The sequence below is a fragment of the Rhodoferax sp. XS2R6 genome, from assembly GCF_056521365.1.
The window spans coordinates 77,904-91,478 of sequence record NZ_JBWMAY010000004.1 but is presented as its reverse complement, the minus strand read 5'-3'; the positions used below and the strand labels follow the sequence as shown (position 1 = coordinate 91,478).

The window sequence follows — 13,575 nt, the reverse complement described above, 5'->3', positions numbered from 1 at the left end:
GAACCTGTGGTGAGGGCCAGCCGGGGCTGGCAGGGAGCAAAACGCTAAACTGTGGGCATGATTTTAGCCAGTGCGTCCCCCATCAGCCTGACCCTGTCGGTTTTGGCCGCCAGCGCCTACGCGTGGACGGCTCTGCGTGCGGCCCATCTGTCGGTGGGTGCGGCGCGGGCCTGGGTGGCCGTGGCCTGGGTGCTGCATGGCGTGGTGCTGGCCTGGGGCCTGCTGGGCGAGACCGTGCATTTCGGGTTTGCCCCCGCGCTGTCGGGCACCGCCTGGCTGGTGGCTGCGGTCTATACCGTGGAAAGCCAGGTGTTCCCCCAGCTGCAAACCCGCTGGGCCCTGGCCGCCCTGGGGGCCCTGGCGGTGGTGCTGGCCTTTGTGTTTCCCGGCACGGCCCTGTCGTCCTCAGCCTCCATCTGGCTGCCCCTGCATTTGTTGTTGGGCGTCGCCAGCTACGGCCTGTTTGGCACCGCCGTGGTACACGCCTGGTTCATGACCCGCGCGGAAACACGGATTCGCCAGGCAGCCGATCCGCACAGTGGCTTGCCCTTGTTGACGCTAGAACGGTTGACCTACCGCTTTGTCGCGGCAGGTTTTGTGCTGCTGAGTGCCACGTTGGTCATGGGCTTTGGGTTTGGTGATGTGGTGTACGGGCCGGCCCACGCCTGGCGCTGGGACCACAAGACGGTGTTTTCCGTGCTGGCCTGGCTCACCTTTGCCGTTTTGCTGGTCGGCCGTTACCAGTTTGGCTGGCGCGGCAAGCAGGCCAACCGCATTCTGTACACCGGCACGGTTTTGCTGCTACTGGCCTATGTGGGCTCGCGGTTTGTGCTCGAAGTGGTTTTGGGGCGCGGTGCATGAAGTATTTCATTGTCTTGGCCGTGGTGTTTCTGGTGGCCTGGCGCTGGCGCAGTGCGCGCAGTAGCACCCTGGAGCACAAGCGGCAGCAGAAGACCCAAGCGCAGGCGGCGCCAGCGGACATGGTGGCCTGCCGCCAGTGCGGCCTGCACTTGCCAGAATCTGAATCGCTCCGTGGCCAACACGGTGTTTACTGCAGCCCAGCGCACCGCCAAGCGGCGGAGGGGTGATGCCCACCAACGCGCTTCCCGAGCACTCGTGGTTCGGCCCGGCGGCGCTGGAGCCCACGCCCGAGCCCCCCGAGGGCACCCAAGAGTTCTCACGCCTGTGGCAAGCCTTCATGACGGCGCGACTCACGCTGGGCTTGGTGTTGCTGGTACTGCAAGCGGGTCTGTATGCCACAGGGTCGGCCCAAAGTCGCACCCTCATCGGGATCTGCGCCGCGTACTTTCTGGGCACCCTGGCGGCAAAACGCTTGGTACGTCCGCGTTACCTCGGCCAGGCTTTCAACCGTGCCTGGGGGGTGCTGATCGGGCTGGACATTGGCGTGTTCTCGGCCTTGCAATGGCTACAGGGCGGCAACCTCAACTACACCCCCCTGTTTGCACTGCCCATTTTGCTGGCATCGGTACTGGGGTCCTTACGCTTGGCGCTGGGTACCGCGGCGGGGGTCAGCATGCTGCTTCTCGGCGGTACCTTTTGGATGTACAGCGACGCCCCTGGAGATGCCACCCCAGCGTTTGTGCAAGCGGCGTTGGCTGGCGCCGGTTATTTTTTAATTGCACTGCTGGCCAATCAGTTGGCGACCCGCCTGGCCAGCGAGGGAAAACGCGCCCGCCTGAGTCAATTGGCAGCGACCATCCAGCGCCAGGTGAATGAGCTGGTGATTGAGTCCCTGCCCGATGGGGTGCTCATTGTGGATGCGCAGGGCCTGGTACGGGCCGCCAACCCCGCTGCCCGCATGCTGCTGGGCAGCCCGCAACGGCCATTGCGCTCGGCCATGTTCGACCTCAAAAGCAGCCCTGCCTGGCAGCCCTTGCTGCACCTGACCCGCATGAGTACAGGCACCGGCCGCGCCCAACAGGCAGAGGTCACCATCCACCACGCAGACAGCGGGCCGCGCCGGGTGATGGTTCGCACCAGCCTGGCGGCACCACAAGGCATCGCTCAAGACAGTTTGTGTGTTCTGTTTCTGCAAGACCAGCGCGAGCAGGAAGCCCGCTTGCGCACCGAAAAACTGGCCAGCATGGGGCGACTCTCCACCGCGGTGGCGCACGAGATACGCAATCCGTTGGCCGCCATTGCCCAGGCCAATGCCTTGCTGGACGAAGACATCAGTGACCCACGCCAGAAAAAACTGACCGCGATGGTGTCCCAAAACGCCAAACGGCTTGAAAAAATCGTGGATGACATCCTCAACGTGTCCCGTGTGCGCGGCAACGATCCCGCCTTGCTGGCACAGCACATTCTTTTGCACGAGCTGGTACACCGCATTGCGTCGGATTGGGGACAACAATCGGGGTACCTGCCTCAGTTGCATATTGAAGTCGACACCGAAGCGCTCCCGGTGCACTTTGATGCGGATCACCTGCGCCAGATTCTGGTGAATCTGCTGGAAAACGCACGGCGCTACGCCAGCAAGCGTGCCACTAGCATCCAGGTACTGAGCCAGCGCTATGACCGCGTAGCACGCGTGACAGTGTGGAGCGATGGAGCCCCCATGGACGCGTCTGTGCAACGCCACCTGTTTGAACCGTTTTTCTCCTCCGAGAGCCGCTCCAGCGGTCTGGGTCTGTATATTTGCAGAGAGCTGTGCGAGCGCCATGGTGCCACCCTGGCCTACCACCGCAGCGCGCAGCCTATGGCGGGCCAAGCCACCGACGGCAATGCGTTTTCGATTACCTTGCCACTGATCGAGGACACAAGGCCAAACGACAATACGGAAGCACCATGGCAAACCTCCCTGTACTGAACGACGCGCGCATTCTGGTCATTGACGATGAACCAGACCTGCGCACGCTGTACGAGCTGACGCTGCTGCGCGAGGGTTACCGTGTAGAGACCGCCGGTAGCGTGCAAGAGGCCAGGGACCAGTTGGGTCAACAACGTTTTGACGCGATCATTACCGACATGCGCCTGCCCGATGGCTCGGGCACCGACATTCTGGCCCAGTTGCGGGCGGAGCAGCGCCCGGAGCGCTGCGTCGTGATTACCGCCTATGGATCTGCTGAAAACGCCGTGGAGTCACTCAAAGCCGGGGCGTTTGACTACCTCTCCAAACCGGTTGACCTGAAACAGTTTCGCGCCGTCGTGGCCAACGCCCTGCAGGGCAATGCATCCACCCCACCGGTCCCGTCACGCAACCCGACCCTGAAAACATCGCACAGTGGCGCCACCGCCAGTGCGGAAGCCGCGCTGGCCAAAATGGTCGGCACCTCCGGCGTCATGACGCAAGTGAAGGACCGGATCGTCAAGGTGGCCCGCAGCATGGCCCCGGTGCTTATCCGCGGTGAATCGGGTACCGGCAAAGAGCTGGTTGCAGGCGCCATCCACGCCAACAGCCACCGCGTCCAGGGACCCTGGGTTCCCGTGAACTGCAGCGCCATTCCGGAGAACCTGCTGGAAGCCGAGTTTTTTGGCGCCCGCAAAGGCGCATACACCGGTGCGAATCAGGACCGCGTCGGCTTTTTCCAGGCCGCCCATGGTGGCACCTTGTTTTTGGACGAAATTGGCGACCTGCCCCTGGCCATGCAGTCCAAGCTGCTACGCGCGATCCAGGAACGCAGCGTGCGGCCCCTGGGAGCGTTACAAGAAGAGCAGGTGGATGTCCGCATCGTCAGTGCCACCCACAAAGACTTGGCGGCCGAAGTACAGGCCGGACGGTTTCGACAGGACCTGTATTACCGCCTCAACGTCATCGACATTTACATCCCCCCTCTGCGCGAGCGCTGCGAAGACCTGCCAGCCTTGTGCCGGGCCCTGTTGATCAGGATCGCCGCTGAGTCCGGCATACCAGCACCTCAGCTGTCCGCCCCCGCCCTGGCGCAAATCTGCACACTGCCCCTGCCGGGCAATGTCCGGGAGCTGGAGAACGTGCTGCACCGCGCCATGGCGCTCTCCGAGGGGCCGGTACTTGAACTCGACACCCATGCGCTGAACACGCAGCCACAAGCTCTGCGCGAGGAGCCAGAACAGCCCGCGGCCCCGGACATCGCAGCGGCGCTTGCCCCGCCCTTACCTTTGGCAAGCAGCCTGGCAGAGTCCATCCCGAGTGACTTGCAAGTGCATCTGGATCGGATTGAGCGCGACATTCTGGTGCGTACCCTGCGTGAAACCCGCTTTAACCGTACCTCCGCAGCCCAGCGACTGGGCATCAGCCTGCGACAAATCCGCTATCGAATGGCTCGCCTGCAAATTGACGTCCCCAATGCCTCCGACGAACCCTCCGATGCCTGAAGAAGCACCATCCTTATGGAAAGAGGGCTGGTATCGCTTCGCGCACCAATGCGCCTCGCCCAATTTCGGCCCGCGGCCCGCCGGAGCATTGATCGATCTGGTGGTGCTGCACTCCATCAGTCTGCCACCCGGACAGTACGGCACCCCCCATGTCGCAGAGCTGTTCACCAATCGGCTGGATTGGGAGGCCCACCCTTACTTCAAGTCCATCGAAGGTCTGCAGGTGTCTGCCCATTTTTTCATCACACGACAGGGGGACCTTTGGCAGTTCGTGAGTTGCAAGGACCGCGCGTGGCACGCGGGGGTCTCCGCCTACCGAGGAAGAAGCAATTGTAATGACGACTCCATCGGCATTGAACTGGAGGGTCTGGAGGGGGACACCTTTGCACCAGCACAGTACGAGACATTGCAATCGCTGATTCCAGCCCTCAGCACACACTACCCGGTGCGCCACATTGCGGGCCATGAGCACATTGCGCCCGGACGCAAAGAAGATCCAGGCCCGGGCTTGCGATGGGACCTCTTGCGCAAAAGCCTTGGCTTTTCAGATGCGTGTTATCCACCCAGCACACGCAAGCAGCCTGGCTGAAAATATTTTTTTAGTGTCAATTTGATAGGGTTTTCCAGCCACGCACTGCGCTGGTTTTGCAAGAGGCGCTGATTCCATGCGCCTTTGCCGACCAAACGCGCTCGCAGAACGCGTCAAACCTCGCGATCGCCCCCCAAAGCTCCATTTCACGCGCGCCTCCCGATACTGTTTTCCGGCATGTAATCCGCATGCCCCAATAGCAAGACCCTGCCAAGCGTCAATAGCAGCCTGTACACTACCTGTAGTGGCTTGCCTCCACCATAGACCCCAGATATAGTGTGTGCTGTTAGTGAAGACGACTGGCCCACGCAAGCAATAAGGGGCCGTTCATGCGCAACGACAAGCCCCAAAAAATACCGATTTAGACGAGGAAATCATGGAATCTGTTTCTACCGCAACGCCCACCCCCTCCAGCACGCTGCTGACTGCCCACAGCAGCAGCAACGCCGAAGGTGGCATGGCCAACACCCTGGCCCACTACCAGATCATTCGCCGCAACGGCGCAGTGGTTCCCTTCGAGCCCAACAAAATTGCGGTTGCCCTGATGAAGGCATTCCTGGCCGTGCACGGCACCCAGGGCGCGGCCTCGGCCAGTGTGCGCGAAACAGTGGACGGATTGACCCAGCAGGTCATTCGCGCACTGATGCGCTCTCGCCCCGGTGGCGGCACCTTCCACATTGAAGATGTGCAAGACCAGGTCGAGCTGGGCCTGATGCGCGGCGGCCACCATGAGATCGCCCGCGCCTACGTTCTCTACCGCGAGCGCCGCACGCAAGAGCGTGCCAAGCAAGTGGCACAAACAGCACCAGCCTTGCCCACCATCCACGTGCTGGAAGGCGGTCAGCGTATTGCATTGGACTTGAACCAGCTGCAATCCCGCATTGAAACCGCATGCTCGGGTCTGGGCGCAGATGTCAAAGCCGACCCCATCGTCGCCGAAACCATGCGCAACCTGTACGACGGCGTACCCATGGACGAGGTCTACAAGGCCTCCATCCTGGCCGCCCGTACCCTGATCGAAAAAGACCCGGACTACACCTACGCGACAGCGCGTCTGCTGTTCCACACGATTTCCCGCGAAGTGCTGGGGCGCGATGTGGCTCAGGCCGACATGCAAGAGGCTTACGCCGACTACTTCCCTGGTTTTATCAAGCGCGGCGTGGATGCCGAGCTGCTGGACGAAAAGCTGCTGCAGTTCGACCTGAAGCGCCTGGGTGCCGCCCTCAAGGCCAGCCGCGACCTGCAATTTGATTACCTCGGTCTGCAGACGCTGTATGACCGCTACTTCCTGCACGAAGGCAAGACCCGCATCGAATTGCCCCAGGCTTTCTTCATGCGTGTGGCCATGGGCCTGTCGCTCAACGAGATCGACCGCGAAACCCGCGCCATCGAGTTCTACGAAGTGCTGTCCAGCTTCGACTTCATGTCCAGCACACCCACGCTGTTCAACAGCGGCACGCTGCGCTCGCAACTCTCCAGCTGCTACCTGACCACCGTGCCCGACGACCTGGACGGCATTTACGAGTCCATCAAAGAAAACGCGCTGCTGTCCAAATTTGCCGGCGGTCTGGGTAACGACTGGACCCGTGTGCGCGCCCTAGGCTCCCATATCAAGGGCACCAACGGTGAATCCCAAGGCGTGGTCCCCTTCCTGAAAGTGGTGAACGACACTGCCGTGGCCGTAAACCAGGGCGGCAAGCGCAAGGGCGCGGTGTGCACCTACCTTGAAACATGGCACCTGGACATCGAAGAGTTCCTGGAACTGCGCAAGAACACCGGCGACGACCGCCGCCGCACGCACGACATGAACACCGCCAACTGGATCCCCGACCTCTTCATGCGCCGCGTGATGGAGAAAGGTAGCTGGACCCTGTTCTCGCCCTCCAACGTCCCCGACCTGCACGACCTGTTTGGCGCCGACTTCGAAAAGGCCTATGTGGCCTACGAAGCCAAGGCCGCCCGCGGCGAGATCAAACCCTCCCGCACCATTGAGGCCAGCGACCTGTGGCGCAAGATGCTCACCATGCTGTTTGAAACCGGCCACCCCTGGATCACGTTCAAAGACGCCTGCAACGTGCGTTCGCCCCAGCAGCACGCTGGTGTCGTGCACTCGTCCAACCTGTGCACCGAGATCACACTCAACACCAGCGACACCGAAACCGCAGTCTGCAACCTGGGCTCGGTCAACCTGCGCCAGCATTTGAAAGACGGCAAGCTGGACCACGACAAACTCAAGCGCACCATCGCCACGGCCATGCGCATGTTGGACAACGTGATCGACATCAACTACTACGCGGTCAAGAAGGCACGTGATTCGAACATGCGCCACCGCCCCGTGGGTCTGGGCGTCATGGCCTTCCAGGACAGCCTGTACGCCCTGCGCATCCCTTACGCCAGCGATGCTGCCGTCCAGTTTGCTGACGAATCCATGGAAGCCATCAGTTACTACGCCTACTGGGCGTCTACGGAGCTGGCCCGTGAACGCGGTCAGTACTCCAGCTTCAAGGGCTCGCTGTGGGACAAGGGCATCCTGCCCCCCGACACCCTGGACATGCTGGCCCAGGCCCGTGGTGGTTATGTGGAAGTAGATCGTTCCTCCACCCTGGACTGGGACGCCCTGCGCAAGAAAATTGCCGCAGACGGCATGCGCAACTCCAACTGCGTAGCCATTGCCCCAACTGCCACCATCTCCAACATCATTGGCGTGGATGCGTCCATCGAACCCTGCTTCGGCAACCTGTCGGTGAAGTCCAACCTGTCCGGTGAGTTCACCGTCATCAACAGCTACCTGGTGCGTGACCTCAAGGCCCTGGGCCTGTGGGACGACGTGATGGTGATGGACCTGAAACACTTCGACGGATCGCTGAGCCCCATCGACCGCGTGCCCCAAGAGATCAAGCAGCTCTACGCTACCGCGTTTGAAGTGGAAACCCGTTGGTTGGTGGAAGCTGCCGCACGTCGCCAGAAATGGATTGATCAGGCGCAATCGCTGAACATCTACATGGCCGGCGCATCGGGCAAGAAGCTCGACGAGACCTACAAGCTGGCGTGGTTGCGTGGTCTGAAAACCACCTACTACCTCCGCACCATGTCGGCCACCCACGTGGAGAAATCCACGGTCGCCGCGGGTCGCATGAATGCCGTGTCGTCGGGCAACGATGCACAAGGCTCCACCAAAATGTCCAGTGCATTGGAAGCCGCAGCAGCTGCAGCACAAGCGCAGATGGAGTTATCCAGCAACGCCGCAACCGACATCAAGTTCTGCGGTGTGGATGACCCCACCTGCGAGTCCTGCCAGTAACAAGAGAGGCGCATCGCAAGCACCATTGCGATGCAATTGAGCAACACAAATGGGCGGCGGAATGCATGACTTCTTTTCAATTCATTTCGCTGCTCTCATAATCCGCTGATTGGAATCATCTATGTTGACCTGGGACGAAGAAGTCAAGCCCACATCGCCGAGCAACTTTGCGCGCAACCCGTCTGAACAGCTGTCGGTTGCGCAGGCATCGGTCACTCCAGTTTCCGTGCAGACACCTGCTGCTGTAGCCGCTGTTATGCAGACCGGCACACCACGCCGCATCCGCGCCGATGACAAACGCATCATCAATGGCCAGACCGATGTGAACCAGCTGGTGCCCTTCAAGTACAAGTGGGCTTGGGAAAAATACTTGGCTTCCTGCGCCAACCACTGGATGCCGCAAGAAGTCAACATGACACGCGACATCGCCTTGTGGAAAGATCCCAATGGCCTGACCGAAGACGAACGCCGCATCGTCAAACGCAACCTCGGCTTCTTTGTCACTGCCGATTCGCTGGCGGCTAACAACATCGTGTTGGGCACCTACCGCCACATCACGGCGCCTGAGTGCCGCCAGTTTCTGTTGCGCCAGGCCTTTGAAGAAGCCATCCACACTCACGCTTACCAGTACATCGTGGAATCGCTGGGCCTGGATGAGAGCGAGATTTTCAACGCGTACAACGAAGTTCAGTCCATCCGCGACAAAGACGAGTTCCTGATCCCGTTCATCTCGGCCATCATGGACCCCAACTTCCACACCGGCACTGCCGAGACCGACCAGACGCTGCTCAAGTCGCTGATCGTGTTTGCCTGCCTGATGGAAGGCCTGTTCTTCTACGTGGGCTTTACGCAAATCTTGGCATTGGGTCGCCAGAACAAGATGACCGGTGCTGCCGAGCAGTACCAGTACATCCTGCGCGACGAGTCCATGCATTGCAACTTTGGCATCGACCTGATCAACCAGCTCAAGCTGGAAAACCCCCACCTGTGGACGGCAGAGTTCAAGGCAGAGATCAAGGCCCTGTTCGAGAAAGCCGTGGAACTGGAATACCGCTACGCGGAAGACACCATGCCACGTGGCGTGCTGGGCATGAACGCCTCCATGTTCAAGGGCTACCTGCGCTACATCGCCAACCGCCGTGCCACCCAGATTGGGCTGGAACCCTTGTTCCCGAACGAGGAAAACCCGTTCCCCTGGATGAGCGAAATGATCGACTTGAAGAAGGAACGCAACTTCTTTGAAACCCGCGTGATCGAGTACCAGTCGGGCGGCGCCCTGTCTTGGGATTAAAACGCTGATTATGTTTTCTAGAACTTCATGCCTCCAGCACCGCAGCACAGACTGCGGACTGGGGGCGTGTCACCGCGTTCATGTTGCTGGGACTGCGCCCAACAACATGAATCGCTTCTTGCAACCAACTGGCAAGAAGTGCTCTTTGTAAATTGATCAAGGAGAAAATCATGGCAACTGCAAAAAAACCGGCCGCAAAAAAGGCCGCTCCCGCGAAGAAAGCTGCTCCCGCTAAAAAAGTAGCAGCAAAGAAGGCAGCTCCTGCTAAAAAAGCCGCTCCCGCTAAAAAGGTAGTAGCAAAGAAGGCAGCTCCCGCTAAGAAAGCCGCTCCCGCCAAAAAGGTAGCAGCGAAGAAGGCAGCTCCCGCTAAGAAAGCCGCTCCCGCTAAAAAGGTAGCAGCGAAGAAGGCAGCTCCCGCTAAGAAAGCCGCTCCCGCCAAAAAGGTAGCAGCAAAGAAGGCAGCGCCTGCCAAGAAAGCAGCCGCGAAAAAGGCTCCAGCGAAGAAAGCCGCTGTTGCCAAAAAGCCTGCAGCGAAGAAGCCAGTAGCCAAAAAAGCAGCGAAGAAGCCCGCTGCGAAGAAAGCCGCGAAAGCACCCGCTGCCAAAGCTGCCCCTGCAGCCCCTGCGGCGCAAACCACGCTGAATCCGCAAGCGGCCTGGCCGTTTCCGACTTCCAGCAAGCCCTGAGCGTTTACGCCCTAGGCGCCAAAGCCCGATACCGCAAGGTTTCGGGCTTTTTTACGTCTGGTACTCAGGGATAAAAAGCCAGCAGACGGTAACCAGAAATGCGTTCGGTACTGCTGCCGGGTTTGACGGTGATGGGAATCGCCGTGGTAAGTTCGGCACCCGCGCCCAAAGTGTCCTTGCCTGCGCCCAACTCTGACGCCAGCAGCACACGACGCACCACCGCCTGGTCTTGCAAATCGGTCAGGGTCAACTCCAGCGACGGCACCGCTAAGGCAATCGCCGCGGTACTTTTCAGCGTGAAATTCAAACGGTACACGTCCGCACGTACTTTGGTGAAAGATGAGCTGTCAATCACCACCGACTCGATCTGCCGCACGGGCAACACCTTGCAATCCAGCCACCCACAGACCGCCAGCAAAGCCTCTTTCGCAGCAGGCTCCGTGGCCGCAATGCGGTCGCGCTCATGCACCACCACCTGCAAGGCCAAAGCAGCCACCAGCACCAAGGCCACCAACGACAGCAGCACACGCACACTGGTGCGTTGCCACACACTGGCTCCACGTGCCTGGCGCATGAATGACAACTTGGGAGTATCTGTGGGCTCTACCGTTTTGACCTGCACTTGCGCATACCGCGGCTCGACAGCTTGTGGGGGCTTGGCCAACACCGGAGACACATCCTCTGGCGCTTCGGGCTCATCCCGTGCATGGCCGGGTCGCAAGTCCAACAGGTCGTCCAGTCCAGGCTCCCGCACAAAGGGTGCCGCGTAACCATGCTGCGTTGCGCCTTCAGCCACAGCGCCATCGCGAACATCCAGCACGTCCACCACCGCAGCCTCGTTCAACTCAAAGGCGGCCTCGTCAGCCAGGGGGGCAGCCTCTTGTTGCTCGTTGGCAAAGCGCAGGGAAGACTTCCAGTCGCCACTGGCCTCACCTGCCAGCACCGCCTCTTGAGCCACCGGCTCTGGCTGTTGCTCGGGGTCGGTGTAGAGATGGGCGTTGGCATCAAATACCTCGTCACACTGCCCACAACGAACCCAGCCGTCCGAAATGCGCAACTGGTCTGGCACGACCTTGAACATCGTGGCGCAGGCAGGGCATTGGGTAATCAGGCTCATCGCGTCACATTGTAGAGCCGAGGTAGCCGCCGTCAGAGGGTGGCGGTCATCAGAATCCAGCCATCTTCCTCGTCTGCCACCGACAGTGTGCAATAGGGGGCATAGGCGGCAATCAACTCATCGGCTTGCCGGGCCAAAATACCCGCCAGCACCAGATGGCCACCCGCTTTCACGTGCGCGCACAGCAGCGGCGCCAGCACCTTGAGCGGCGTGGCCAGGATATTGGCCAGCACGAGCGCGTACACGCCCGCCGCCTTGTCGGGCAGGCCCGCCAAAAGCTGCACGCTGTTGGCCTCGGCATTCAGCACCGTGGATTGCACGGCCGCCTCATCAATGTCCACCGCTACCACCTGCTGAGCACCGAACTTGGCCGCACCAATGGCCAAGATACCGGAACCGCAACCGTAGTCCAACACCTCGGACTGGTTCGGGTGGCCCGCAATCCAGCGCAGGCACATGCGTGTGGTCGGATGGGTACCCGTGCCAAAGGCCAGGCCCGGGTCCAGGCGAATGACCTGTTTAGCCTGCGCCGGAGGCTCATGCCAGGTGGGAACAATCCAGAACTCTGGCGTGATTTCCACGGGCGCGAACTGCGACTGCGTCAAACGCACCCAATCCTGGTCTGCCACGGCAGCAATGCCCAGCACTTGGCAACCCGCAAAAAAGTCTTGTGCTTGCAACAGACGCGCGGCATCGTCGGCCAGCGCCTGGTCGGCAAACAGGGCAATCACGCGGGAACGCTGCCAACCGTCTTTGGGCGGCGGCATGCCGGGTTCGCCAAACAGGGCTTGCTCGGCATCGGTCTGGGCGTCCGCATCTTCCACGCTCACGCTCAGGGCGTCCAACGCGTCCAGCGCATCGCTCAGGCTTTCGACCCGGTCCTCGGGACACATCAAACGCAATTCAAACATGCCAGCCTTTACCGTTTGTGCTGTTCCAGCCAGTGTTCCAAGTAGTGGATGTTGGTTCCACCGTCCATGAACTTGGCATCCACCATCAACTCGCGGTGCAACGGGATGTTGGTGTTGATCCCTTCCACCACCGTCTCGGCCAGGGCTGTGCGCATGCGCGCCATGGCCTGCTCGCGGGTGTCGCCGTGCACAATGATTTTGCCAATCATGGAGTCGTAGTTGGGCGGCACAAAGTAGTTGGTGTAGACATGCGAGTCCACACGCACACCAGGACCACCCGGCGCATGCCACATGGTCACGCGGCCCGGCGAGGGAATGAACTTGTAGGGATCTTCGGCGTTGACGCGGCACTCAATCGCGTGACCACGCACTTCGATCTGGCGCTGCGTGAAGGGCAGCTTTTCGCCCGCAGCCACCATGATCTGGGTTTTGACAATGTCAATGCCCGTCACCATCTCGGTCACCGGGTGCTCCACCTGCACGCGGGTGTTCATCTCAATGAAGTAGAACTCTCCATCTTCATAGAGAAACTCGAACGTACCGGCGCCGCGGTAGCCAATCTTCTTGCAGGCGGCAACGCAGCGCTCGCCAATACGTTCGATCAGTTTGCGGTTAATGCCGGGCGCTGGAGACTCTTCCAACACCTTCTGGTGGCGGCGTTGCATGGAGCAATCGCGCTCACCCAGGTAGACCGCATTCTTGTGTTTGTCTGCCAGGATCTGGATTTCAATGTGGCGCGGGTTCTGGAGAAACTTCTCCATATACACCGCAGGGTTGCCAAAGGCAGCTCCCGCCTCGGCCTTGGTCATGGCCACAGCATTCACCAACGCAGCTTCGGTGTGCACCACGCGCATGCCGCGGCCACCGCCGCCGCCCGCCGCCTTAATGATGACCGGATAACCAACCGACTTGGCCATGCGTTTGATCAGTACGGGATCGTCCGGCAATTCGCCTTCAGAGCCTGGCACACAAGGCACACCGGCACGAATCATGGCCTGCTTGGCCGAGACCTTGTCGCCCATGATGCGGATCGACTCAGGGGTAGGGCCGATAAACTGGAAACCGCTTTTTTCCACACGCTCGGCAAAGTCCGCGTTTTCGCTCAAAAAGCCGTAGCCGGGGTGGATGGCTTCGGCATCCGTCACCTCGGCGGCCGAGATGATGGCCGGCATATTGAGGTAACTCTGCGCCGACGGCGCTGGGCCGATACACACCGCTTCTTCGGCCAGCTTGACGTATTTGGCTTCGCGGTCCGCCTCGGAATAGACCATGACGGCCTTGATCCCCAGCTCGCGACAGGCGCGCTGGATCCGCAAGGCAATCTCGCCACGGTTGGCGACCAGGATTTTCTTGAACATGGGTGCGT

At 60.6% G+C, this 13,575-nt stretch carries 11 protein-coding genes; 8 read left to right on the top strand and 3 right to left on the bottom strand.

All coding sequences use genetic code 11. The features are described from left to right. Positions 1-57 precede the first annotated feature (57 nt). The 8 genes from AC097A_RS14150 (at position 58) to AC097A_RS14115 (ending at position 10,181) form a co-directional block, all read left to right on the top strand. Positions 58-861, top strand: a complete 804-nt coding sequence (locus tag AC097A_RS14150) for a cytochrome C assembly family protein (protein ID WP_315479565.1) — start codon at positions 58-60, stop codon at positions 859-861. Continuing rightward, the gene (locus AC097A_RS14145; RefSeq protein ID WP_479621343.1) at positions 858-1,088 is read left to right on the top strand and encodes a PP0621 family protein; all 231 of its coding nucleotides are present in this window, start codon (positions 858-860) and stop codon (positions 1,086-1,088) included. Before AC097A_RS14150 ends, AC097A_RS14145 begins: the two co-directional genes overlap by 4 nt. Continuing rightward, positions 1,088-2,830, top strand: coding sequence for a two-component system sensor histidine kinase NtrB (locus tag AC097A_RS14140; RefSeq protein WP_479621342.1), 1,743 nt, complete (start codon positions 1,088-1,090; stop codon positions 2,828-2,830). The genes AC097A_RS14145 and AC097A_RS14140 overlap by 1 nt, the downstream gene beginning before the upstream one ends. Beyond that, positions 2,809-4,314: a sigma-54-dependent transcriptional regulator gene (locus tag AC097A_RS14135; RefSeq protein ID WP_479621341.1), complete on the top strand. Its 1,506-nt coding sequence runs from the start codon at positions 2,809-2,811 to the stop codon at positions 4,312-4,314. The genes AC097A_RS14140 and AC097A_RS14135 overlap by 22 nt, the downstream gene beginning before the upstream one ends. Continuing rightward, on the top strand, positions 4,286-4,903 hold the full coding sequence (gene ampD / locus AC097A_RS14130; protein WP_479621340.1) for a 1,6-anhydro-N-acetylmuramyl-L-alanine amidase AmpD: 618 nt from the start codon (positions 4,286-4,288) through the stop codon (positions 4,901-4,903). Before AC097A_RS14135 ends, ampD begins: the two co-directional genes overlap by 29 nt. 376 nt (positions 4,904-5,279) lie before the next feature. Then, entirely contained in the window at positions 5,280-8,204 is a 2,925-nt protein-coding gene (locus tag AC097A_RS14125; protein WP_479621339.1) for a ribonucleoside-diphosphate reductase subunit alpha, read from the top strand. A gap of 121 nt (positions 8,205-8,325) precedes the next feature. Further along, the gene (locus AC097A_RS14120; protein ID WP_105262117.1) at positions 8,326-9,495 is read left to right on the top strand and encodes a ribonucleotide-diphosphate reductase subunit beta; all 1,170 of its coding nucleotides are present in this window, start codon (positions 8,326-8,328) and stop codon (positions 9,493-9,495) included. Between the two features lie 170 nt (positions 9,496-9,665). Further along, positions 9,666-10,181, top strand: a complete 516-nt coding sequence (locus AC097A_RS14115) for a histone H1-like DNA-binding protein (RefSeq protein WP_094482843.1) — start codon at positions 9,666-9,668, stop codon at positions 10,179-10,181. A 64-nt stretch (positions 10,182-10,245) separates the two neighbouring features. Here the strand turns inward: AC097A_RS14115 and AC097A_RS14110 are convergent, their stop codons facing one another. From AC097A_RS14110 to accC, 3 genes are read right to left on the bottom strand one after another with little or no spacing between them, the layout of a single operon-like run. Continuing rightward, positions 10,246-11,298, bottom strand: coding sequence for a zinc-ribbon and DUF3426 domain-containing protein (locus AC097A_RS14110; protein WP_479621338.1), 1,053 nt, complete (start codon positions 11,296-11,298; stop codon positions 10,246-10,248). Between the two features lie 32 nt (positions 11,299-11,330). Further along, complete coding sequence (gene prmA / locus AC097A_RS14105) at positions 11,331-12,209, bottom strand: 50S ribosomal protein L11 methyltransferase (RefSeq protein ID WP_315494946.1); 879 nt, start codon at positions 12,207-12,209, stop codon at positions 11,331-11,333. Between the two features lie 8 nt (positions 12,210-12,217). Next, a complete protein-coding gene (accC, locus tag AC097A_RS14100) occupies positions 12,218-13,567 on the bottom strand; it encodes an acetyl-CoA carboxylase biotin carboxylase subunit (protein WP_105262115.1) in 1,350 nt (449 codons plus the stop codon). Positions 13,568-13,575: the final 8 nt, after the last annotated feature.

What these genes read in the sequence shown, in the direction of transcription:
- AC097A_RS14150 (WP_315479565.1), top strand. Translation starts at nt 58, where the DNA reads ATGATTTTAGCCAGTGCGTCCCCCATCAGCCTGACCCTGTCGGTTTTG.
- AC097A_RS14145 (WP_479621343.1), top strand. Translation starts at nt 858, where the DNA reads ATGAAGTATTTCATTGTCTTGGCCGTGGTGTTTCTGGTGGCCTGGCGC.
- AC097A_RS14140 (WP_479621342.1), top strand. Translation starts at nt 1,088, where the DNA reads ATGCCCACCAACGCGCTTCCCGAGCACTCGTGGTTCGGCCCGGCGGCG.
- AC097A_RS14135 (WP_479621341.1), top strand. Translation starts at nt 2,809, where the DNA reads ATGGCAAACCTCCCTGTACTGAACGACGCGCGCATTCTGGTCATTGAC.
- ampD (WP_479621340.1), top strand. Translation starts at nt 4,286, where the DNA reads ATGCCTCCGACGAACCCTCCGATGCCTGAAGAAGCACCATCCTTATGG.
- AC097A_RS14125 (WP_479621339.1), top strand. Translation starts at nt 5,280, where the DNA reads ATGGAATCTGTTTCTACCGCAACGCCCACCCCCTCCAGCACGCTGCTG.
- AC097A_RS14120 (WP_105262117.1), top strand. Translation starts at nt 8,326, where the DNA reads ATGTTGACCTGGGACGAAGAAGTCAAGCCCACATCGCCGAGCAACTTT.
- AC097A_RS14115 (WP_094482843.1), top strand. Translation starts at nt 9,666, where the DNA reads ATGGCAACTGCAAAAAAACCGGCCGCAAAAAAGGCCGCTCCCGCGAAG.
- AC097A_RS14110 (WP_479621338.1), bottom strand. Translation starts at nt 11,298, where the DNA reads ATGAGCCTGATTACCCAATGCCCTGCCTGCGCCACGATGTTCAAGGTC.
- prmA (WP_315494946.1), bottom strand. Translation starts at nt 12,209, where the DNA reads ATGTTTGAATTGCGTTTGATGTGTCCCGAGGACCGGGTCGAAAGCCTG.
- accC (WP_105262115.1), bottom strand. Translation starts at nt 13,567, where the DNA reads ATGTTCAAGAAAATCCTGGTCGCCAACCGTGGCGAGATTGCCTTGCGG.